At 41.9% G+C, this 24263-nt stretch carries 18 protein-coding genes; 4 read left to right on the forward strand and 14 right to left on the reverse strand.

Translation table 11 applies throughout. From position 1 onward, the window contains the following. Positions 1–626: 626 nt before the first annotated feature. Positions 627–2090, reverse strand: a complete 1464-nt coding sequence (locus WJR50_RS16210; RefSeq protein WP_341294356.1) for a sulfatase family protein — start codon at positions 2088–2090, stop codon at positions 627–629. Positions 2091–2529: 439 nt separating this feature from the next. Here WJR50_RS16210 and WJR50_RS16215 point away from each other — a divergent pair, with 439 nt between their 5' ends. The 3 genes from WJR50_RS16215 to WJR50_RS16225 all read left to right on the forward strand — a co-directional run bounded on the left by WJR50_RS16215 (position 2530) and on the right by WJR50_RS16225 (position 5188). Beyond that, on the forward strand, positions 2530–3249 hold the full coding sequence (locus WJR50_RS16215; RefSeq protein ID WP_341294457.1) for an EcsC family protein: 720 nt from the start codon (positions 2530–2532) through the stop codon (positions 3247–3249). A gap of 636 nt (positions 3250–3885) precedes the next feature. Further along, positions 3886–4500, forward strand: a complete 615-nt coding sequence (locus tag WJR50_RS16220) for a hypothetical protein (RefSeq protein WP_341294357.1) — start codon at positions 3886–3888, stop codon at positions 4498–4500. After that, positions 4487–5188 carry a DUF2490 domain-containing protein gene (locus tag WJR50_RS16225; RefSeq protein WP_341294358.1) on the forward strand — a complete coding sequence of 234 codons (702 nt, stop codon included), beginning with the start codon at positions 4487–4489 and terminating at the stop codon, positions 5186–5188. Before WJR50_RS16220 ends, WJR50_RS16225 begins: the two co-directional genes overlap by 14 nt. 846 nt (positions 5189–6034) lie before the next feature. On the opposite strand, the gene WJR50_RS16230 is transcribed toward WJR50_RS16225, so the two are convergent. From WJR50_RS16230 to porW, 13 genes are all read right to left on the reverse strand, one after another. Further along, positions 6035–8455 carry a TonB-dependent receptor gene (locus tag WJR50_RS16230; protein ID WP_341294359.1) on the reverse strand — a complete coding sequence of 807 codons (2421 nt, stop codon included), beginning with the start codon at positions 8453–8455 and terminating at the stop codon, positions 6035–6037. Positions 8456–8631: 176 nt separating this feature from the next. Then, the gene (locus tag WJR50_RS16235) at positions 8632–11385 is read right to left on the reverse strand and encodes a glycosyl hydrolase (RefSeq protein ID WP_341294360.1); all 2754 of its coding nucleotides are present in this window, start codon (positions 11383–11385) and stop codon (positions 8632–8634) included. Between the two features lie 2 nt (positions 11386–11387). Beyond that, the gene (locus tag WJR50_RS16240; protein ID WP_341294361.1) at positions 11388–12191 is read right to left on the reverse strand and encodes a dienelactone hydrolase family protein; all 804 of its coding nucleotides are present in this window, start codon (positions 12189–12191) and stop codon (positions 11388–11390) included. Positions 12192–12275: 84 nt separating this feature from the next. Beyond that, positions 12276–12560, reverse strand: coding sequence for a hypothetical protein (locus WJR50_RS16245; protein WP_341294362.1), 285 nt, complete (start codon positions 12558–12560; stop codon positions 12276–12278). A gap of 37 nt (positions 12561–12597) precedes the next feature. Continuing rightward, positions 12598–12801, reverse strand: a complete 204-nt coding sequence (locus WJR50_RS16250; protein WP_341294363.1) for a hypothetical protein — start codon at positions 12799–12801, stop codon at positions 12598–12600. 75 nt (positions 12802–12876) lie between these two features. Beyond that, on the reverse strand, positions 12877–14607 hold the full coding sequence (locus tag WJR50_RS16255; RefSeq protein WP_341294364.1) for a tetratricopeptide repeat protein: 1731 nt from the start codon (positions 14605–14607) through the stop codon (positions 12877–12879). A 47-nt stretch (positions 14608–14654) separates the two neighbouring features. Further along, positions 14655–15635, reverse strand: a complete 981-nt coding sequence (locus WJR50_RS16260; protein WP_341294365.1) for an ATP-grasp domain-containing protein — start codon at positions 15633–15635, stop codon at positions 14655–14657. A gap of 103 nt (positions 15636–15738) precedes the next feature. After that, the gene (locus tag WJR50_RS16265; RefSeq protein ID WP_341294366.1) at positions 15739–16479 is read right to left on the reverse strand and encodes an NRDE family protein; all 741 of its coding nucleotides are present in this window, start codon (positions 16477–16479) and stop codon (positions 15739–15741) included. After that, entirely contained in the window at positions 16467–16970 is a 504-nt protein-coding gene (locus WJR50_RS16270) for a hypothetical protein (protein ID WP_341294367.1), read from the reverse strand. Before WJR50_RS16270 ends, WJR50_RS16265 begins: the two co-directional genes overlap by 13 nt. 130 nt (positions 16971–17100) lie before the next feature. Continuing rightward, a complete protein-coding gene (locus WJR50_RS16275; protein WP_341294368.1) occupies positions 17101–17406 on the reverse strand; it encodes a hypothetical protein in 306 nt (101 codons plus the stop codon). A gap of 4 nt (positions 17407–17410) precedes the next feature. Further along, positions 17411–17992, reverse strand: coding sequence for an RNA polymerase sigma factor (locus tag WJR50_RS16280; protein ID WP_341294369.1), 582 nt, complete (start codon positions 17990–17992; stop codon positions 17411–17413). Between the two features lie 188 nt (positions 17993–18180). Continuing rightward, the gene (locus WJR50_RS16285; RefSeq protein ID WP_341294370.1) at positions 18181–20550 is read right to left on the reverse strand and encodes a penicillin-binding protein 1A; all 2370 of its coding nucleotides are present in this window, start codon (positions 20548–20550) and stop codon (positions 18181–18183) included. A gap of 100 nt (positions 20551–20650) precedes the next feature. Continuing rightward, on the reverse strand, positions 20651–23263 hold the full coding sequence (porW, locus tag WJR50_RS16290) for a type IX secretion system periplasmic lipoprotein PorW/SprE (protein ID WP_341294371.1): 2613 nt from the start codon (positions 23261–23263) through the stop codon (positions 20651–20653). A gap of 254 nt (positions 23264–23517) precedes the next feature. Here porW and WJR50_RS16295 point away from each other — a divergent pair, with 254 nt between their 5' ends. Continuing rightward, positions 23518–24258 (forward strand): M23 family metallopeptidase, encoded by a 741-nt coding sequence (locus WJR50_RS16295; RefSeq protein ID WP_341294372.1) that lies wholly within the window; start codon positions 23518–23520, stop codon positions 24256–24258. The last annotated feature ends 5 nt before the right edge of the window (positions 24259–24263 follow it).

The following is a 24263-nucleotide window of genomic DNA, read 5'->3' on the forward strand; positions in this document are numbered from 1 at the left end:
AAGGACTGTTTCTTTTCAGTTAAGTAAAGGCTAATCATAGAGGTAGTTAAGTATAATATCATGTAATATTCATAACAAATATTAAGAAGCAACATGTACTATAAGATTACTTCAAAAAAATATTTGTTTATGTACAATGATAGTTATTAATGAATAATTTATCAATATTTTTTTGTGAAATAATTATATTTATAAACAACTTCTAAATACCCTCAATATATCAAAAGTTGTTTAAATTTTATTTTTTAAGCTTTTTATTATAATATTTTCATTAATAACTTAATAATACCGGTATAAACCATGTACTTTTTATGCTATTTTTTAAAAAATTTTATTGCGTAATTTTTGACCAAATCAGTAATTAATTAAAATTTAAAAAAATCATCAGGCAGAACTCGTAAATAGTAAAGACAACAACACATAAGTATTACATACTCTAAATTGCATATAAACACTTAAGTAGTATTAAATCTATCAGAAATGATCCAGTTAGGAGGAATGTAAAGAGCTGGAGCGCATACAAAGTTTGGAATATTATTCTAATGCATGAGCTGGTAAGACCAGGAGCTAACGGTATAAATAATTGATTGAATCAAAATAAAGATATCAATAAGTCTTCTTCAGGTTTATTCACTTTGCATTCTCATATATTTATCCAATGCTTGTGCCAATAAATCTGCTTTCTCAGGATTTTGCGCGTATACATTATTCGTCTGCCCCAAATCATTGTTGAGGTTGTACAGTTGGGGCTCTCCTTCTGCCGGATAACCTTCGGGACGTGGATAGCCTGCTGAAAAGCCTCCCGAACCAGGTCCATTAATATAAACCCAATCTCCTAGTCGCATGGCATACAGACCGTAAACTGATTGTACCAGAAGATCGTCTCTTAAAGCTGATTCGGAAGGTTGCTCATCCATCAAAATGGGTAAGAAACTATAGCTGTCTTCGGCAATACTGCTCTGATCAAGGGAAACATCCAGGAGATCTGCCATTGTAGCCATCATATCGGTAAAGCAGATGAGCTGATCGCTACTCGTGTTGGCCGGAATATGTCCCTTCCAACGGGCCACGAAAGGCATGCGGTGCCCTCCCTCATAAGCATCTCCTTTCATGCCATTCAGGGGGCCAACTGAACTGTGATCGTACTGCGTTACGTCCTCGGGAAACCATACCGGACCATTGTCGCTACTGAAGAAGACGAGTGTTTCTTCATCTAAACCTGCTTCTTCCAGATAAGACAGGATACTGCCTACACTTTGGTCTACCTGATAGACAAAATCTCCATACATCCCTACTTCCGTACTGCCCCGATACTCTTCCAGTGGTAACCAGGGGGTATGCGGTGCCGGTAAGGCAATATATAGGAAGAATGGCTGATCCGATTGCTGCTGATGGTTTTCCAGAAAGGTAATGCTCTTGTCTCGCAAATGGGACAGGACCTCTTCGTGCTTAAAGTTAGGGGCTATCTTCCCTCCTCTCCAGAAGGCTCCCTGTATCGGACTTACATCCGGGGAATTATTGTCTCCGATTGAATCAGTAGGCAAAGCAACTACCTGATCGTTCTCAATATAATAGTATGGTGGGATGTCCAATGAAGCAGGAATGCCATAAAAATAGTCAAAGCCACGATCTACCGGGCCGGAACTGAGCGTTCCCGAGGGTGCGGGGTCTTTTTCGTTTTCTCCCATACCCAGATGCCACTTTCCAATGCAGGCGGTGGTATAACCCTGTTGCTGTAACATGCTTCCCAGCGTCATTCTGTCTCCCTCTATCCAGGAACCGTTGAAAACTCCGCTTCTTCTGATTGGATAACGACCGGTAATAAGGCCGTAACGTGAAGGTACGCATACCGCAGCCGGCGCATGAGCATCGGTGAAGAGCATTCCCTCCTCTACAAGTTGATTAATGGCAGGCGTAGGTATTTTGGAGTCCGGATTGAAAGCGGAGATATCTCCATAACCCATGTCATCTACCAATATAAATACAATATTAGGCGGCTTTTCTTCTGTGCTTTGCGTTTCCTGTGTGTTTGACTGACAGCCGATGATTGATATGAGGAATAGAATGCCGAGGTAGAGAGATCTGGTCATTATGGCGATGCTTGAGGTTTAGGTTGTATATCAAATAAAAGCATTTCCTGCTTAGCACGCCACCTAATCAGCATATTTAGCGGATAAAATGAAGAAACCTGATAAGTTGGTTCTGCTTCAAAGCTTAGCATTCTAAGAAATTGATTAAACTATCCTCCCAACTTTACCACTGCTTATTAAATTATGGAAAATTTTTGTTCTGTAGTTTGAACCTCTGTATTCCGATTTGATTTACAAAAAGACTAAAGTCGGGCTTTTGGTTTCAGAACTATGTAATACCAAATACCGTTTTAATGATTACAACATTAATCCTATTTACATGAACCTTACCCAAACTAAAGTAAATGATAACCTGGCTGGGGCAGAGCATTTGAAGGAATCTCCCAAGCAGGAGGAGCCATATATCTGGCGTTACCTCCGTACTTATGAAGGTAAAGCCATGTCGGAGCTTGTCATATGGGAAGAAAAGATGCAGAAGGCTCCCACCCTGGTTAACCGACTGTCTAAAGGCATACAGCATAAAATCAATACCATCATTCCTGACAGAATTCACCGGGCGGTGACCCTGGCCATCAAGCAGATGGTACGCTCCATACTGTTCGGCTCGGAGTTTACCACCAAAAGACCCTTTACCGGCCTGAGTTTTCAACAGCGGGAAATGAAAGCCATGCGTTGCATTAACATTTACAACCGACTGGCCGCTACCGAAGGGGGAATTACCGGAGCGGGGGGCTTCCTGATGTCATTGGCTGACTTTCCGCTTTTTCTCAGCCTCAAGATGAAGATGCTGCACGAAATCGCGGCCATTTATGGCTACGATGTGAGGGACTATCGCGAGCGTTTGTACCTCCTGAAAATTTTTCAGCTTGCTTTTTCCAGTCAGCAACAGCGCAACCTGGTGTTTGATGAGCTTAAGGACTGGGATGAGTACAGCAAAACTTTGCCCTACGACATCCATGCTTTTGACTGGCGTACGTTTCAACTGGAATACCGCGATTATCTGGACCTGGCCAAACTGGCGCAGATGATTCCCGGCATAGGCGCGGCCGTAGGTATAGTGGTCAATTACCGCCTGACCAAACAACTGGGCAAAACAGCCATGAACGCCTACCGTATGCGCTGGAGAGCTTCACAGAGAATGGAAACCATCAAAATTTAAAGGCTTAGGGGCCGTACTGAGGTTAAAAATACGACTGGCAGATTCTTATAGAGAATAGTTCTTTATGTTAAAGTACCTTCGGAACATCATCAATGATGTTCTTACAATTACCTGCACATCAGTATTGTATGTTCATCGGTGATTCGTATAAATATTGAAGAGACTGCTCCGCAAAGTAGAGAGATCAAAGCCTGGAGGGCTTTGCATTGCCTTTGATAGGCTGACTTTCTACTGAGCAAAGATGCCTGATATCATGACCCGGCAATGGGGTGGTCTTCACTCCCTCCGCTGTAAGTTAATAGCATGATGCTTTATCGTTTAGCAGTGTACTACTAGGTTAATGTTTTGTAAAAACACAAAGCGGAGCGTAAAAACCCCTGCATATCAATGACACCGGGGATTCCCTTCTGATCCTAATACTCCAGTTCCCTCTTCACAAAGTCATTGCGGCAGGAATCATAGACTTTATGAAAGTCATTTGGCCGACAGTATGGTCAAGATTCCTCGGCCTGTGGCAAAGTAATGACCGTCAAAGCGATAGAATTGATCATATTACATTCTCCATCTCATTTTCAATATGAAATTTTTCTGAGACAGAAACCGTATCCATCTTTAAGCGTTACATCTACAAAACTTATGAAGCAAGCTATGAAGTTCAGTACATCTTCATTCCTATATATCATGACTCTGGTGCTATTTGTAAGCCAGGCCCACTCCCAGAAGGTCAAGCAGGAGTACGAAAAAGACATCAAAGAGGAGGAAGTTCCCGCTAAGATTCTGGAACTGATCAAGCCTATGCTGGAAGAGTCGCGTCGCATAAAGTATTATGAGGAGTACGATGGGGAGAAAACCGGCTATGAAATTAAAATGCTGTGGCGAGACAGACAACTCAGCGTGGAGTTTTATGCTGATGGCCGACTGATGGATATTGAAGAGCTTATTTCTTTTAGAGAGATGGAAGAAGAAGCCCGCGAAGAGATTGCCGAGTACTTTAAAGAAGAATTTGAGAAGTATAAAATCCAGCGTTTGCAGCGGCAGTATACTCCCGAAGAGGAGGAAGAAGAAGATGAAGAACTACTGGAAGACTTCATGGAAGATGATCGCGAGGATCTGACCATTCGCTATGAAATAGTGGCCCGGGTAAAGGGTAATGAGATGTATGGCGAATATGAATTTTTGTTTGATGATGAAGGTGAACTGATAGATGTACAAAAGATAGAAAGAAGATCGCTTGATAATGTCTTATACTAAGCTTGCCTGTATCACAAGTCTGCTCTTATTAAGTGTATCAGTTTCGCAAAAGGGCTTTGCGCAGTCTGCCATTCGCTGGGAGCCGGAATTTTCTTATACCTGGGAGGCTTTTCAGCACTGGTCATTCAACACCAGCCTTACCGGACGCAATGTATGGATGGATAGAGCGGATGAAGGACAAGAGACTTATGACTGGCAGTTCATGGAAGGCCAGTTTTTTACCAATTATGAGTTTTTTGACGGTAGCGAACTGGGCGGAGGATATAAATACAGAATGATTGCCCCCTTCAACGATGAGTTTTCGGGCTACGAACACCGCCTGATGCAGCAGTATGCCTTCGTTTCTTTTGTAGGTGCCCGCAGGGTGGCCCATCGCTTCCGCATGGAGCAGCGTATCCGCAATACCGGAACCAGCAACCGTATTCGTTACCGGCTTAGCTACGACTTTCCTACCAACGGGCAGCAGCTTGACCCCGGTGAGACCTACCTTATCTTCTCCGAAGAGGTGCTCTGGGAGTTCAACGCCTATGAAAACGAGCTGGACAATCGTCTTTACCTCGGTATAGGCTGGTTTTTCACTGATAAACGTAAGCTGGAAGCAGGCATACAGTATCGTCTGGAGGCCCTTAATATGGGAAGTCCTGATAGTATCTTCCATTTCATCACTTCCTACTACCTGAACCAGTAAAAAGAAGGTCCATATGTACCAAATTTTACAATTCTGCAGATTGAATAAGCCTTCATTTGCTGAAAAAAAGTAAAATTCTGTACAGAAAAGGCTTAATACATTACATGAAAGCCCTGATATTGAGCAAAACAGGGCTTATTCATTACATATTAATGTTGACGGAGGGCAGATTAGAGTTAAAATATAAAAAATCAAAGGCGTTATTGCACGAAATACCCTTAAATCATTAAATATCAAAGGTGTTATTGCACAGAAAAGGGAAATATTGACTCTCAGTAATACCTCTAGTATACAGATATACCTTCGTTTATGCTCCGACTTAGTCCCTGCTATACAGATAAATGTTAGTCTGTTCGCTGGAAGAAATGCCGGAACATTTAAAAGTTGTGCGCTCGGATTACGCTATTTTACATAAAATTTAAAAAATTATATTTCACGGTATAAATATGAAGTAATGTGGTATATAAAGCGCAAATGCTTAGCCTTTATCATCAGGCAGTTGCAGAAATATCATTAATGATATGCCAGAGCAATACCTGGCGCATGTTCAAGGTCATTAAAGTAAGCTTTTTTATACCCTCGCTTCCGATCTATGACTGAAGTGGAAGCATTAATCCAAGTCTCAGAATTAAATGTATCCGAAAGCGTATGTTTTATTCTTTCTAATGCTTAAAAAAAGAAAATGATAGCTACTCCTTCTAAATCATTTGCCTGCATGAGACGCTGGCAAGGGATAACGCGTAGAATAGTCATCATTATACCAGCAGTATGAGTGGGAAGCAAAACAAAAAAGGTCAGCTCTATAGGAACTGACCTTTTCGTATATTAAACAATCGGATTATGAAATCAGAAATCCATATCATTTCCACCGCCATCGTAGCCGCCGCCACCTCCGCCACGCATGCTTTTGTTAATATCATTGAGACGATAAGTAAATGATAAAGTAATCTGACGCTGGGCCCACTGAAATTCAGTCTCTTCGTACAAAGTATCGGTAATCGTTTCGTACCTGAACCTTCTGCTGTTCAATACATCCCTTACACTAAGGGAAAGTGTACCCTTCTTCTGGAAAACGTCTTTGGTAGCACCGAGGTCAAATGAGTAATAAGCTTTTCTCCTACCTTGAGTGGTGACCTCAGGAGCACGGTAGAAACCGCTGAACTGTACTTCAAATAATTTGGGCACTTGCCACTTGGAAGTAAAGCGTCCGCTGGCAGTATAAGTATCAGCAAAAAGCTCCTCACCTCTAAATTCACCTTCCGTAATAGAACGGTAAAAATTAAAGTTGGCATTCACATTCCACCAGGAAAATAAATCTTTAGATCCGTTCAACTCGAAGCCGAAAGCATCCTGGGTACTCAGGTTTTGAGGACGTGTATAGGTGATCACTAGGCTATCCACCGTTTCCGTCCATCTTACACGTTCTACCACATCATCAGTAAAACGATAATAAGCGCCAAAATAGATGTTACCGGTAGGATAATTATACAAATAACCCAACTCATAACTGTCGGTAAACTCCGGATCAAGATCAGGGTTACCCGTACGGATGTTACGCGCATCGGTAAAGCTGGAGAAAGGATTCAGTTCTCTGAAGCCAGGACGATTAATCCTACGGCTATAGCTTGCCTGAAGGGAGTTTGCCTTACTCAACGAGTAGGTAAGGAAAGCACTGGGGAACAAATTGATGTAATCCTTATCATTTTTCTCGTCAGTCTGTATCAAATGGGTAGTAATATCGGTAGCCTCAGCCCTTAAACCTCCCTGGTATGACCATTTGCCGGTTTTATTGCTCAGAATAGCGTAGCCAGCATAAATATTCTCGTCATAATTAAACGTATTGGTGAAACCGGGAAGGTTAACCCAGTCGCCAGACTCCTCCTGTTCCTCTACAATATAGGCATTATCAATCTGACGCAGTGTATTACGAACACCTGTTTCAAATTTGGCATTTTCCAGGAAAGGATAAACATAATCTGCCTGTATCAGCCACTGGCGTTCATTCTCATCGTTGAGTGAGCGTTGCGTAAGTGAAGGAACCATCTCCTCAAAACCCTCAAACTCATTCTGATCTGCATCTTCAACCTCTCCACTTTGCCTGAATTGTACATTGGCGGTAAGTTCTCTGCCCTTTTTCTTGTAGGTACGCTTGTAATAAAGCTCGTACTCCTGATTTTCTTCATCTTCATGTTCTCTGTCGGTACGCAGCGTACGCTGAATTAGGTCATTATCCATGGTAAAATCGCGGTACCAGGTATCCGTATTGTTATTCTGATCCGATACATTATATAGTGCGGATGCAGTAAGGGTGTTATACTCGTTGAAAATAAAGTCCGTACCTATTCTGATGTTGTTGGAAAGTCCGCCCCGCACCCGGTCGTTCTCCCGGCGGGTAATATAGGAGGTATCGGCTCCGGTAAACTCCTGATAAGAGCTTCCCATCCCCGGAGATTTACGGTAGTTGACTCCGTAATTGACGAAGAAGTTCATCATGCTCTGGCGATAGTTCAGGTTAATGGAAGCACCATAGTTATCGGGAGTTCCCACGTTCGCAGTAAAGGAACCATTAAGTCCAGCCTGCTTTTTCTTTTTCAACACGATGTTGATGATACCGGCAGAACCTTCAGCATCATAGCGAGCCGAGGGGTTAGTCACTACTTCTACTCTTTCAATCACATCACCATTGAGGGTACGCAATCCATCAGTATTGCCGATGCCGATAAGACCAGAGGGTTTGCCATCCACCAGTATTCTCACGTTACCACTGCCTCTCAAACTTACATTTCCCTCCACATCCACGGTGACAGAAGGGAGGTTATCCAGTATTTCAGAAGCGTTACGCCCGGTATTGCTCAGATCCTGCGCTACATTAAAAACTCTCTTATCCAGTTCAAGTTGCATCTGCTCTCTCTCGCCTTCTACCACCACCTCTGCGAGGGTGGCAGCATTCTCAGCAAGCGATATGGTACCCAGATCTTTGTTGCCATTACCTAGCTGTACATCACTGACTACCTTAGTATCGTAAGATACAAACTGGATTTTGACCATATAAAGTCCGGGCTGGGCATCTATGGCAAATTTTCCTTCACTGTCAGTATATCCTCCGGTGATCAGGGTGGAATCCGCACCCTGCAATAGACTCACGGTAGTAAACTCAAGGGGAGTACCGGATGCAGCATCCAACACCTGTCCGCTCACAATGCCCTGGGCTAATACCAGTTGGGAACTCAATAGACAGAGGAACAATGAGAGTAAGTTTTTAAGCATGTCAGAAATTAAGGTTTTAATGAGGTTTCGCTAGTTCTATATGATTATTAGAACGAGCGAAATAAACTTATTCCCTTACTTTCTCAGGCATACTAGACCAACACAAAGGAGTATTAGACTAAAACCCCTTTTCTATGAAAATTTGTTTACAATAATCTATGAACATTAAGAGCTTGTTAATGAAAGTACTGTATTTTTTGCAGTGTCACAGGTCCTATAATACCTGATTTGACGTGTTCCCAGACCGATGCATCAAAGGGACTGTACGTAATATCTACGATATTAATGTCATAAAATTTCTTCCATTCCACGCCCCGCCGGTCAATATCCCTCATTCGGTTGGCAGAAAGATTTTGTACAATCAGTTCCAAAGTATTATCCTCCTTCATAAGCTCCTTAGGCAGGATAATCTGATACGGCAAAGCCCAGACAAATCCTACTTCCTCACCGTTGAGGATCACCTGAGCGCTTTCACGCAGCTCTTCAAACTGCAAAAGATAGGCATCTACGGAATCCTGCCCGGCAGGCTGGGAAAAATTAAGCGTATAGCGGGCTTTTCCACTGAAATACTGCAAGCTGCTATCCGGCAGGCTGGTCCATGAGGTCAAAGTATCCATAGTGAAATTCGTTTGATTGAGCAGCTCAGTATTGCCGGAGATAAATTCTAGCTCCCACTCATCCGGTAAGTCTACTGTTCCTTTTGCTGCTTTATAAGGATAGATAGTTTCGCTGTTCAGCGGCTGATCGTAGGTAAACAGCATGCATGATGCACCGGGAGGAAGCTGGAGATAGATCTGTGTCTGACCATCTACTGTGGTATGATCAACTTTTCCTCTCTCACCGCTTTTAGGGTCAAAGATTTCTACTGCCTGGCTCTCAACAGACAAGCGAATGGGGCCTTCAGTAAACTCATTACTCAGATTAGAGACAAAATACAGTCGGCCCCGCTCATGCTGTTTGCGTATGAAGCTCAAACCCTGCTGCTTCATACTTTCCGGTTTTAAAAAAGGCAAACCTGAAAGTGCTTCATGCCCCTCTAACAGCTGAACACTGGAATTTTGCTGCAATTCCTCATTGAGCTGCGCCAGACTATCTTCCTGCTGTTCATATTCGTGATAACCTGCCACATAGGAAGGCAGTTTTCCCATGAAAATGACCGGCACTCCGCTTGCTGCCAGTTCATTGAGTTTCCGCAAACTTTCCAGCGGCATATAATCAGTTGGAGGCACAAGGATGCTTTGATATTCTGCTCCATCTTCCTGCAATTTTACTCCTTCACCTTCCTGGCTTAAGCCGCTTAACTGTCGGTCGGAGAGATAATCAAAGGTATAGCCATCGGCATAAAGCTGTTCTGCCAGTTCTCCTACCCCTGAGGCTGAGAACCAATCTTCATAATGGTGCACATCCAGTTGCAGCAGCCATCTTCCTTCATTTTTGGTCCAGAGATCATGTATGGGGAAGTACAGCAGCATATCATTATCAGCAGAAGTGGATTGTAAATACCGCTGACAATTGCTGATATAACTATTCAACTGAGGCAGTTCCTCCCAGAAGTGGGAACTACGGCCAAAATTGGTAGAAGCATAGAACAGCCAACCGGGAAAGCCTGCACTTTCGGGCGAATAAGCCATGCCATGATAAAAGATATGATTGATTCCGGCAGTAAAAAGCTCATCTATCTGCGGTTTGACCTGCGAAAGCGAAACTTTGAAGTGATTACCGAGCCAGGTGGCCGTCTCCGAACTTACCAGAGGCTTGCCCATCAGGTGAGCAGGTGATGAAGCAAATTTCATCATTAGTGGACTAGGCTTACCAAAGCGTTCTTCTTCAAAATCTTTATCAATTCTAAGTCCGGGAATCTCAAACTTACTGGTTCCGAATGATTCCGTCTCAGGAATGGCAGACAGTCCGTACAAATCCAGTATGTTACCCGGTGATCCGTGGGCCTGATTACGGGTAAGCCTGCCTTTTTCATCACTCCACGAAGTCCAAAGGCTGGTAAAGTTTTCAAAAAGCAGGTCGGATATGGTTTGGCGTAGATCGTGCAATACTCGGCCATGCTGCTGATGCGCAGTATCCTGTAAGATGGGCAATACATTCATCAGCGAATAGCCTCTCATGCGCTCAAATTTCTCTGCAAAGTCAGTAGACCAGTTGGCACCGTACACTTCGTAGGAGTCGTGATAAAAGGAACGGGGTGGAGAAGTAGAGATTAAATCTGATAAGAGGGAATCATGGTGTTGGAGATAAGCATTAACGGCGGTGGAATCAAAATAATCCATGACCAGACCTTCACCACCGGGCGCGGCACGCTTCACCTTTTGTCCGGTAATAGATGTACCCAGCAACAATAGCTTCCAGTCCCCCTCAGGCACTTCCTGATCAACTACATCTTCTTCAATAGTACTGATAACGATTTGCTCACCGGCCTCATTCACCGCCAATGCTGTTTCAATGCCTCTCAGCTTATGTGTAGAAAGAATAGAATCCGTGCGGAATGCGATCTGATCGGTTTGTGGGAAATCATAAGTAATCATTTCTGCGCGTTTGGCAGCATTAGCTTCGCTGACCTGTGGCCCTCCAAAAGGCCAGCCGGTTCCTAAGGTAAGATCTACTCCCAAGCCCAGAGAGTCCGCTGTCTGAATCGCATGTTCCACTGCGTTTAGCCACTTATCACCTAAATAAGGAAGGAAATTTTCTTCTTCTCCTTTTACTCCGTAAATAGGAATAATATGTACACCTCCCATTCCGGCCTGTTGAAAGTCTACCAACTGATCAGTAATGTCCGCTTCGTTTGCGGCACTTCCCATCCACCACCAGTAGGTCCAGGGTTTGGAGGTTTGAGAGGCTTCAATATGTAAAGGTTCTACTTTTTGCTGACATGCAAATACGAAAAGGAATGGCCATAGCCATAGCAAATACTGCTTCATGCTTACTGATACTGACTTAATATGTTTTTAACTCTTTCCATTGATTTTTCTTTGGCTTTTTTGCTTGCCTCATCTCCCTGAGGATCATCACCACTGCGCATATAGGCATGCCCTGCTCCTTCATAGATCTCATACTCATAAGTATTATTCGCTTTCTCCATCATTTGGGCAGTACTTTCCAGTGTAGCATTGACACGCTGATCATTCTGTCCATAAAAGCCATACACTGGAACAGTGATCTGCTCAATGGCACTATAATCATCCGGTGCGGTACCATAAAAAGGCATAGCCACTACGATCTGATCACTATTCGTAGCAAAACGAAAGGTTTGTGAACCTCCCCAGCAAAAGCCCATCACAGCTACTTTACCGTTGGAGGCAGGAACATCGGCAATATAATCTCTTACTGCTTTCAGATCTTGCGTAACCTGCTCAGGATCTAGTTGATAAATTGCATCACGGGCGGCATCAGAGCTGGCAAAGTCAGTAGTTTTCTCATTTTCTTCACTAAAACCTGAAAGCAGATCGGGAGCGATGGCAATATAGCCTGCAGCAGCCATTTGGTCGGCAAAGCTTCTCACCCAGTCGGTAAGGCCACGATTTTCATGGATAACGATGACCGTCAGTGCATCTTCAGCGCTTTCAGGATAAGCGACAAAGCTGTGCACCACACGATCTCCGGAAGGCACTTCCACCCATTCGTGATGGCGGGGTGAGTCTTCTAACTGTTGCAAAGCAAAATCCTGAGCATGTAAGCCCAGGCTCAGCATCATCAAAATGCAGAGGGGGAAAAGTAGCTTTCTCATAAGTAGTTTAGGTTAATAAGCTTGTGCCAATGCTGCCAAGGTAAGCAATTCAGAAGAATTAAGGAAGGAGGTTACACTAAGGTGCTAAGTTGTGAATTTAACTTCTAGCTCAAAATGCTCCTCATCGTCATTTCCAAAATAGATGCGGTACTTGACATGGGTATTGGGCTGAAAGTTGGCCTGGTCAACATAAGGAGAACGCACATTTTTTGCTATAGTTTGCCAGTCTCCCTCATTGACACTTCGTGTTATGGTAACGGCCTCCTGGCAAAGTTTTTCAAAGTGCAGCTTAGGTTGGTTATATTCATCTAAGCTCAAATGAGCACGCTCATGATGTCCTTCAGGAATATGATTTTTGGTCTCTGTCATATTTTTTAAAGCAGAAACCTCAGAAATTGTTATGCTGTCAATCCAAAACGAGAATCTGGGAGAGCATGTCTCTATTTTTGACACTATCATCTTCCGCCTCTTTTTCTTCATCTTCCATCATATCATCATCCATCATATAATCGCGACTATCATCATTTTCGCTATCCTCAGTATTCTGATTTGTAGGTGAGCATGCCAATGTAAAGACCATGATCAAGCAGGACCATAATAATTTTTTCATACCTCTAAAATTTAGGTTGAAAAATAATTTATTCAACACAAACTTAAGCGAGGCCAGCTTGAAAATGTTTCAGGCTCAGTTGAGCTTCATACCAGTAGGCAGGCATTGGTTAAAGGATAGCCGCTGGTCCATAGGTACCTGCACCGGAGTTGGGAGATAAGCCGAGGCTTTATCCTCCTGATCAGGATTTAGGGCAAGGTACTGTTCCGCTTCAGGAATTTCTGCCTGATTGGGATCTGCGTTTTCCCAGTTTTCCAGAAACTGCTGATAGTACTGAAATGCAGTAGCACGATCGTTCATCATTTCGGCTGCTCTTGCCATTCCCAACACAGAAGCACTGCGCTTGGGTGTACGTTCTAAGGCAATTCCAAAACTTTCCATGGCTTGATGCGCTTCACCCATTTCCAGCAAAACCTCTCCATAAAGCTCATGAATTGGTTTGACTACATCAGGAGGACCTGTTGGTGGGTTCATACTTTCTTCCAGAGCCATTCCTTCTTCAAATAGTTTTTGGCTGGCAGCCGTATTGCCTTGAGCAAACTGAAGATAGCCATTTAATGCCTTTTCATTGATTTCACAAAGCTTCACATGATAAGCATCACCTTTATCCTGCAAAAGCTGTTTAACCGTAGCCATATGTTGTAAAGCTTCATTAGCAGCCTGCCACTCTTTCAAATGTACTGCGCTAAGTCCTGAAGCTAACATCTGGCTGCAACGCACATACAAGCCTCTACCCCCACGATCTTCTGTTTCAGGCGCAGGAAGTACCTGCCAATTCTCTGAATTAACGATATAATTTGCCTGCATCAGCGGCATATAATAATCCGCAGCACCACTTTCTACCTCAGCCATAGCATCTTTGATCTGCTGGAGATTCTGCTTAGATTTTTCAAACTGTCCACTCTGCTCGTAACCGTAAGACATCCAGGCGAGGCTGTGGTAGTCCCAGTCGGCGATGGTCAGGTCTTTTCTTTCTACCCACTTCTGAGAAGCAGCGAAGGCATCAATGTTAGAATTGATTACTTCATCCCATAAGCCCAGTTGCACAAAAATATGGGATGGCATGTGTAAAGCGTGATTGGATTCAGGAGCAATTCTGGCGTAGGTATAGGCAGCATCCAGGGCCATGGGCGCATGTAAAGGATCGTCCAGGGCATGTATAAGATAATGTACTGCACCAGGGTGCTGGTCATTTTTTGCCAGTATTTTCTGAACTACTGCAGCGGCCTGCATACGTTCTTTCTCGCCACCCTGATTATTTCTCAACACACCTAAAAGAGAAAGCGCATAAAAGGAAGCCACCTCATGATCTTCAGGATACTTTTCATAAAACTGCTTCATAAACTGCATGTAGGCACGATCTCTGGCGAGTTTATCTTCCTCTTCACTATACAAAATATCAAGGGATTGTAAGTACATTTTTTCTTTCTCTGAGGAAGCCAGAGCCAGTCTTTCTTCGGAAGAAGGGGCAAGCTGATTTAACACTTCCAGCGCGGCTGCTTTGTCCTGGTTTTGCCAGAATGTACGGTTATGGCTCATCGCCTCCCCCCAGTGGGCCATAACAAAGTCAGGATCTACTTCCCTGGCTTTCTGAAAAGCTTCCAGTGCTTCAGGATACCAGAAATTATGCAGGGCAGCTACGCCACGCATAAAATGGGGCCTGGCTTCCTCTCTACCCTCCACTTCAAAACTAATTTTTCCTAAAGCAGATGTATCTGAATCAGGAGCAGCAGCCTGCTTTTCCTGTCCGGAAGGCTGGCAGGCAAAAACAAATAATATTATCAAACAGCTCAGGTAGCGTAGCATATCAACCAAAGTTTAGGTAAGTAGAATTGAATCTCACTTCAAAATAATTAACTTTTATTGATATTACCAGTAGGTAGTCTTTGTTTTCTTGAATTATCCTTTAAAGAATTCCTTAATTTTTGGTGCATAACTAATTTTTTTAGGAGTTGAGCGAAGGGCATATATCCTATCCCTCTCCGGTGATTAGCCACACTCACCTCATACAGCCTTTGCCAATGTCTGAATAAATCATAATAAGCACGAAAGAGCGGCATGTTAGGATCATAGATATGGGCCGGTTCAGAATTGGCTCCATTCAATTCAATAATTTTGATATTTCTTCCGGCATAAAGATCATGCAAGTTGGGTACTTTGAGATCAAAACGGCCAAAATAGAAACCATCTATCTGCCAACTGATATGGTCAATTACCCGAATTAGTTTTTGGTTGATCAGCACATTGGCGTTCAGAAAGGTAGCTCCTTTGCAATGATTGCCGATCTCAACCAACGGAACAACTTCATCTTTTGGAATTACCGTGTGGAGCCTGTCCTGAAATTTTTCTTTCAACAATTTGAGATTTAGCACTGCTCTCTGATCACTGACAATCAGTTCTTCAAGTGTAGACTTACCATTACCGATAAGCTGAGGAAGTTCTTTTTGTACTACAGATGAAATATTTCCTATCCGCTCATGAGGAAAGCGATAGTATAGTATGCCTAACTCTACCGGAGCATCCACATATTCCTGCAAAATGAAGCGTTGGTCAATATGACGATAATCCTCTATGTAGTTGAGGATGTCTTCTTCCTGTTTTAGTTTGGCTACACCAAATCCCCTTTCACCTCTGTCGGGCTTGAAAATTACGGGGAAATGCAATTCATGAAGCCTCATCACTGCCAGTACATTTTCCAGGCTTAGATCACCCCGTTTTATAAAGCAAGTCTGGGGAAGGTACTGGGGAGGAATAAGCTGATATACTTCAGATTTTGGATAATCCACAAAGCCTCCTGTATCCATCGCCGGATTGGCAGCGGAAAAAAAGCTCAATGAACGTGCTTTAAAAGACAAATAAAGCCAGTAGAAATAAACTGGTAAATAAAACAAATAAAACGGCCAGAACTCCCACTTCCAAAGCCGAATTAACCTGACTTTAAGTTTTATCCACAAAACTTTTCAGCTTTAGAATTTTAGATACTCTTTGGTGGGACAGTAAATTATAATATTCCATTTCTGCTTCATTCATACAGACTTCTACACAGGTAAGGCTGATGGTCTGTAAGCCACCACTCCTGGTCATTTTGAAGTCTACAGTAGGGTCACCTTCTCCTCCGTACAAATGAAAATCTTGGATATTTTGCGCTGTTAAGGAATTACCAGAATTTAACCAGTTCTCAAACCACTGTGCTCTTTTGGCCCGCATCTGCTCATTGTATAATGTTACCGATGACCAGATATGAGGCAGAGCACTGTCTGACTGAGTGTGCGAAAGCTTATGTCCATCCCAGCGTATTTCGTGCAGTGATCTTTCGCCTGAAGTATTTGACACTTTTACCAAAGTAAAAGGCTCTATATTTTCAAAATCATAAGTTTCCAGAAAGTCCGATACATTTTCAAAATCAAAAGACTCTACGATTACTCTTCCTCTGCTTTTGCGGTAGGGAGGCTTGCGTTCATGATTGACAAAAGCGCCATTCAACAGACAAGCGGCTTCTCCGGTTTCGGCAGCCAAAATCCAGGTTCCTCCTCCCTGTGGATCCAAAGGCATCAAAAGTTTGCCGCTTTTGCTATGACTTGATGAAGGAAAAATAGCCCTCTCCCGCTCAGTACTTTCATCACGGTTAGAAGTAAAAAGAAAACCTTCAGCAGTAGGCAAATAGGTTAATGTACACATGAATTGTGAAATCGTATTGTTGATGCTGCAACACCAAAATTATCAGGAAGGTTTATGGAAGACGAAAACGAGCGAAGAGCAATTTTGATAATGGCCATATGGTGTACCGCATGTTCCATACAATACAAAAGCTCCCGATTAGTATTGCTATCAATACAAACCTCATCATCTACTAATTTAACGGCAATGGATTTAATGCCAAATAAGTCTTCCTTTATTTTTCTGATTGTATTGAGCGTATAGGTAGGGGATTGCTCAAGTGTTTTATTTCTTTTTCGCCTACTATAGCATATTTGACCTTCATGTAGCCCCTTTAATAAACACTGATAAAACTCAATACTATGCCGGGTATGCTGGGCAACTGTGGATTGATTTAATATGTCTAATGGCCTAATGTAATCATCCTCATTCATTTGCATTAACATGTTTTCCAGTTGAATAAGAACTGAAAGGTTAGCCTTCAACAGGCTTTCTAGGCTATTGTGTTCCATCAATTTTTTGACTTTGGTAAGAAGTAAAAGATACATGAATATTACTCCCTTTTCTCAACTTGGCGCTTTAAATTTATCTGAAGCAAATCTTATTTCTGTCAGCAATATGACAATGGACCTTCAGCAATACCTATAAAATATTAAGATAAATGACCAATGCAACAAGCCCACCTACTGCAAGTGCGCTGATAAGAATGATAGCCCAGAGTGGTAAACTTGATTTTTTAGGCTGATCGGAAAGAATCAATTGTTCTTTAAGTTGCTTTAAGAAGTAAAATTCTATGCCTTGTAGCACATCTCTATGCATATGCACTGCCTGAGCAAGCTCAGCATGCTCACGCATACGCTGTTCAAACTCAAGACGTTCACTTTCCTTCATCTCTTCATTTACATAGCGGTCAATCTGGTCTCTATGGTTTCCCTTGGTATCGCTCATTTTTTTAGTCTCCATAAAATTCATCCCCACTGTACTGATTTCTCAGCTTATGTTTCAGCGTAGTCAGGCAACGTAACTTTTGCGTTTTGGCTACATTTTCATTTTTATAATCCATGGCCTTGGCTATGGCTCCCATACTAAACCCTTTGAAGTAAAACAACTTAAGAATTGTCTTACAGGGTTCACCTATTGTTTCCATAAGGTTTGCTACGAAGTGTTGCCTGTCACTGGTGGCGAAATTGTCTAAAGGCTCAGCATGCAGATTTTCAATCATCCAATCCTCATCCTTGTCAAGTACAGACTCTCTCTGAAGTTTTTTGCGCAAAATATTTTTCCCAATCGCAAATAAGTAGGTCTTCAGCGAACTGGTCAGAGTCTCTAGCTTGCCCCTGGTGATGTTGTGATGTAAACAGATTACAGCATCCTGAAAGGCATCTGCTGCGGTAGGTTCATCTGCTTGGTAGGTAGACTGTGCCCATTGAATGAAGCCATTACGATGGGCCTGATAAACTGCCACAATACTTTCTTCGTTTCCTGACTTAATCTGATCTACAATCTGCTGATCTTCGGTGTTGGTTTCTTGCACAACGATACGTTTGCTTTTGGAGAAACAAGTTTACTGCAAAGTGTAAACTCTATTTTTACTTTATACTATTTTTTTTTGCAGATGTAATTAATAATAATTTACCCAAAAAATCAGTATAGGAACTCTTTTTCTGCACAAAAAAACCACCTCTAGCAAGGTGGTTTAATTTACTTTGTAATTAAAACTATTTAAAAGATGCTTTCTTCATCCAGTTGTTCTACAGGTTCATCTACCATAAGTGAATCAGGTTCTTCCCCAAATATATCTGATTTATACTTTTCGCAGTCTATTTCAATAGAAATGCCTCCTGCAGGTCTTTCAAAAGGTCCTTTTTCGTAATCCAGCCTCTCATCTGCATATATACTCTTCATGTATTCCACCCATATAGGCATTGCCATACGTGCCCCTTGGCCTAGTGCCAGGGTACTAAAATGGACACTTCGGCTGTCGCCACCTACCCAAACTCCAGATACCAGATCTTTGGTGACTCCCATAAACCAGCCGTCGGAATAATTTTGTGTAGTACCAGTCTTAGCTCCTACTTCATTCCCTTCTCTGATCTCTCTGGCAATTCCCTGGCCGGTGCCTCCTTCTTCTTCGGTAGCGCCTCTCAGCATATACAGCATTAAGTAGGCCGTTTCTTCGCTCAGTGCTTCACGTGTATTTACTGGATTGTCGTAAATGGTATTACCCTCTTTATCTTCTATACGGGTAATAAATACAGGTTCTGTCCAGGTACCGTGATTGACAAAAGTGCTGTAAGCTCCTACCATTTCGTGTACAGAAACATCGCCTCCACCTCCTAATGCCAGTGCAGGAACCGCCTCTATATTACTATTAATTCCTAAACGCTTGGCATATTCCACTACTGTCTCTGGTCCTATACGCTTCATTACGAAGGCGGTAATAGAATTTTTAGATTGGGCCATTGCCTGACGGATCGTCATACGCTCTCCGGAATATCCGCCAGTTGCATTCTGGGGAGTCCAGGTATCCTCTTCTCCATCAGTATACACAGAAAATGTAACCGGTGCATCTACCACTTCATAGCAAGGTGAATAACCATTATCGATGGCTGCGGCATACACAAATGGCTTAAATGTAGAACCAGGTTGCCTTTTACCCTGCATCACATGATCATACTTGAAATGTTTATGATTGATTCCTCCTACCCAGGCTTTGATATGTCCGTTATGAGGATCCATGGACATAAAACCAGAATGTAGAAAACTCTGGTAATATTTGATGGAATCAAGGGGGCTCATCACCGTGTCTACTTCATTATTTTCAGCATTCCAGTTAAATACTGTCATATCAATTGCTGTATTCATGACAATATCTATGGAGTCGTTGCCTTTACCATATTTTTCTTCTAGGCCTTGATAACGCTCAGAACGCTTGGCCAGCATGGGGATGAAGCCTTTTAGCACCTTACCTTCTTCATCTCTCCAGGGTTCTCCTTTTTCTTTCCAGTGCTCATTGAATAACTCTTGCTGGTACTTCATATGGGTTTTTACAGCATTTTCGGCATGCTCCTGCATCCGGCTATCAATGGTAGTATAAATTCTTAATCCATCTTCATAAAGATCATAGCCATGCTCCCTGGTCCACCTCAGCAGCCAGTTTTGTACTACTGTACGAAAATAAGTAGCCAGTCCTTCATTATGGCTATCTACATTAAAATCCAAGACAATCGGCAAGTCGGTAAGTGAATCGTACTCCTGACCAGTAATAAAATCATTCTTATACATCTGGTTGATCACCACATTTCTTCTGCGCTTGGAGTTTTCCGGATTTCTGGCAGGATTGTAATAAGTTGCAGCCTTGAGCATACCTACAATGGTAGCTGATTCCTCTACAGTAAGATCATGGGGATGCTTATTGAAAAAGGTTTTGGCCGCGACTTTGATACCAAAAGAATTACTACTGAATGAAGCAGTATTGAGATACATTGCCAGAATTTCTTTTTTAGTGTAATACTTCTCCAGCTTTACAGCTACCAGCCACTCCTTTGTTTTGATAATGAGTATACGCAAACCAGGAATTTGCATCAAAGGCCCTTCATTTTCACCAGTTCTCGTTTTGTAGAGGTTTTTCGCAGTTTGCTGAGAAAGTGTACTACCTCCTCCTTCCAAGCCACTGGCTCCAAAGGTCACTACATTTTTAAATACCCCCCAACCTACACGTGCCAAACCGATTAAGTCTATACCACTATGCTCGGAAAAACGAATATCTTCGGTTGCTACCAGTGCATTTACGAGATTAGGTGACAATTCCTCGTAAGTTACCGGGCTACGGTTTTCACGATAGTATTTTCCCAAAAGAATATTGTCCGAAGAATAAAGTTCAGAGGAAAGATCGCTTTTGGGGTTTTCAAGGGCTTCAAGACTAGGGAGTCCACCATATAAACCTAAAAAATCTACACTCACAGTGTAAATATATAGTGGGAATCCTACCAGAAAAGCTACGAAAGCTATCCATATCCCCCTTACAATCCATTTGTAAAGCTTAGTGTGGCCATTATTCTGGCCTTGTTGTTTGCTCGTAGTATCAGACATTGTGGTGTTGAGCTATTTGACAGTAAATCAGGTAAATATTGTTATTCTTCTTTGAAACAAAAATCAGACAAAATTGAATCCAAAAAAGTAGACCTCAAAATTACATGTAATGCTTTTGAAAAAAACGAAGATATTCGTCAACATCTTGGGTTTGAAGTAAGATGTTCAAATTGTCTTCAGTTATGACAAAGCTCTCTCCAACTTCGTTCCTTTGCCCTGCTGACAGCTGCTCTACCGGACTTTCCTCTCCGATAAATGCATTATAGTAAGCTTTGGCACTTTCCATATCTTCAAATTTTTCCACAATTATCATCACCTTACCTCCTTCCAACACCAGGTTGGCCACTGTAAGATTTTTATCTTCAAATTGATGGCTATTAAATGCATTAATGGCTTTGGGCAAATCAGTGGAAATTTTCTGGACATTATTGTAGAGAATAATAAACGAATGCTGACGGTCAAATCGCTCTCGGTAATTAGCTCCTCTGCGCTTTGCTTCTTCTTCCTTAAAAGTTCGTGATTTTTCCAAAAGCTGTTCTGCATAAGTATACAGATCACTCTCAGGATATTCATCAATAAAGTTTTGCAAACCAAGCTGATACTGATAAAAATCTTCAGTCTTACCAGTAATAAGTATATTCAAAAGCTTCATATTATCCGTAAAATCATTATCTGAAAACGCCTTAAGGCTGGCACTGATCATCTGCTTGGCTTCTTCGTATTTGCCATCGTCATAAAGCTCGTAAGCCGTTTTATAAATCTTTTTTAGTTTTTCACTTGCCAGGTTACTTTCTTCACGGTAATTGGGATTTTCAAGGATTTTAGCATAAATACTTTCCGGATAATTTTGAAGTAATTGGTTTTTGTATTTTACATAAGTTTCATCATCCATTTCTTTGTACAATAGGTAAAGCTCATACAATACTTCAGGTTCGTATTCAGTCTCAGGGAAACGCGCCAACATGGTTTCAAAAGTTTCAATAGCATTATGCTTTTCTTCCAGATCAAAATTGTAAATACCTCCCAAATTGTAATAAGCTTCTTCAATGCTTACAAGAGCTTCCTGTTGAGCTTCATCAGTAAAAGGAATAGCTGCATAAAGTTGCTGCTTTCTGCTATCCGCAGTATTTTCAGTTACCGGACTCTGACTGGGGATATTTTCTGCCGCCTCAATTGCCTCTACATTGTCCTGAGCAAAGTTCTCATCTATAGTTTTTTCTGATCTTCTCCAGTTATCTTCCAGTTTGCGATCGCCCCATCGTCTAATAAACTCTGTGCGCCCGATACTGATGGCTGTAGGAGTATAGAAGTACCAGCCCTCACTACTGGCAGCCTGATTAGGCTCTGCCCCCTGCATGAATGGTGACTGAACCTGCTGAAAACTATTATTTCTTACAGTCCGACTTCTACGCTTACTCTCTCTTTCTTGCTCTGCAAGAAGACGATCTTCTTCAGCTATCAACTCATCCAGATAAGTATTCAGCTCAAGCGAGTCCATTTGAGCCAAAGCCAGCAGGCTATCCTGCTCTTGGATGGTAGTGAGTTGCTTTACAAAGTTATCCAGTACCTCCTGCCTCTCAGCTATCTGCTCGTATTCTTCTTCATCCTGAGGCAGCACAGTCATCGTACTGTCGTAGTATAACTTGGCTTGTTGATAATCTTTTTTATCGCCATAGTAGATTCTACCTAAAGCAAGATAGGCATAGGCTTTCTGCCTGTTATTATTAATACTAGCCTGTATAGACTCATTGTAAAACTGCATGGCTTCTTCAAGATTACCCTGTTTCTGCTCAAAAGAGGCCATTTCGTAGTAGATTTTATCCTGATACTCAAGATTTTTCTTGTCTTTGAGAAGTTTTTTGAAATACTTACGAATTTTACGGGTATCGTTCTCTTTGGTGAGATCATACACCTGAGCCATGTTCAGACGAGCATAAAAATACAATTCATATTCTGGATTACTTCTCAGCACCTCTTCATAATTTTGATAGGCCTGGGCATCAAAACCTAAATCTTGATAAAGTTGTCCGATGATAAAATAAGTACGGGCTCGCCCTTCATCATTATTTAAAAGAGGAGCAGCTAGTAAGAGGTTACCTACCATCGTACTATAATTTTCATTGAGTTGTGCCAGATGAGCACGTGTAAGATAAAGCTTTGCTTTATTGGCATCATTCAGCTTTTCTTTCTTAAGAAAGTCAGAAACAGCAATTGCATTATTTTGCTCTTGTGCCTCAATAAAAGTACGCATGAGATGAATCAAAGCTCGGTGGCGAGCATCATCGTCCTTACTTTCTGTATTTACATATTTGAAGGTCTTGATAGCGTCTTCATAGTTCTGCTTATACATTCGGCAGAGGCCTACCAATATATAGCTATCATCTGCCCATCGGCTGTTGGGATGGCGTTCAATAGCAATGGAGGCTTTCTTTAAGCAGTCTTCCACCTGCTTATCCAAACTGCTGATCAGAGCAGTGTCAACCTTTGGGTAAATTTCCAGAATGTCATTGAAGTTGTTTTCCTGACTTTCCAGTATAGCTGCCTGGATTTCATCCATACGCATATTTGCGTAAAACAAGGCATTGTATCTGGCAGTTGTATTATGGTAAACGCTTGCCACCATCCCACTTTTCTGGGGTGCACAGGCGGTTAAGCCACAAAGCAACATAGTCCACCAAAGAATGTAATATTTGGAAAAAACTTTTACCTTCAAATGATTAATATTTAGATTTATATTAAAGCTCACTACTTACTCGTGATAGCGTATGCTACTCAATTAGTCTAATATTTTTTAATGCTTACTTTTGTCCTGTCGGGGAATTTAATTATAATACTTTGAAGTCAAGGAAAACATTTTCAAATCGGTTAACAACCAGATATCTACTCATCGTTCGGAATGAGGAAGACTTTGCTGAGAAAACAACATTCACATTTACTTACGCAAAGTTAGCCCTTTTCATTGTATCTGTGAGTATAATAATGCTGATTGGTAGTTTATTTTTAGTAAATACCTTACTAGAGCAGTGGTTTGACCCAAGATACGCTCAAGCTGAGTCTAACAGAAAGCTTATTGAGTTGTCTATGGCGGTAGACTCACTTGAACAGGAAGTACAAAATAAGCAAAACTTTATCGCTTCTTTTCAGCAGGTTGTAAGAGGAGACTCTATCACCGATAATGAACAGTTTTATATTGAAAACTCTGGTGATAGAATTGTAGACAATAGCCCCGAACGTAATAATGAGATCTCAAATGTAGATTCTCAGTTCAGACAGGAGTTTGAAGAAGACGGGGTTGAATTGCTTACTGTAAATGCTAACAATGCATCTAGTCAGTTGGATGAGTTGTTTTTCTTTACACCGATTACCGGTATTATATCTTCCTCCTATAATCCTAAACAGAGTCATTATGGGGTAGATATTGTTTCTAAGAAGAATGAGCCTATAAAATCGGTAGCCGATGGCACAGTGATTTTAGCTTCCTGGACACAGGACGCTGGCTATGTAATCGCTGTGCAACATCGCAGTAATGTTATTTCTGTATATAAACATAACTCCAGTTTGCTAAAAAAATCTGGTGATTTTATAAATGCAGGCGATGTAATTGCTATTATTGGAAATACGGGAGAACTTACCTCAGGACCACATTTACATTTTGAACTTTGGTACAATGGGAATCCTGTAGACCCTGAAGAGTTTGTATCATTTTAATTTAT

Origin of the sequence: Catalinimonas locisalis, assembly GCF_038039535.1 — a bacterium.
Classification (GTDB): Bacteria; Bacteroidota; Bacteroidia; order Cytophagales; family Cyclobacteriaceae; genus Catalinimonas.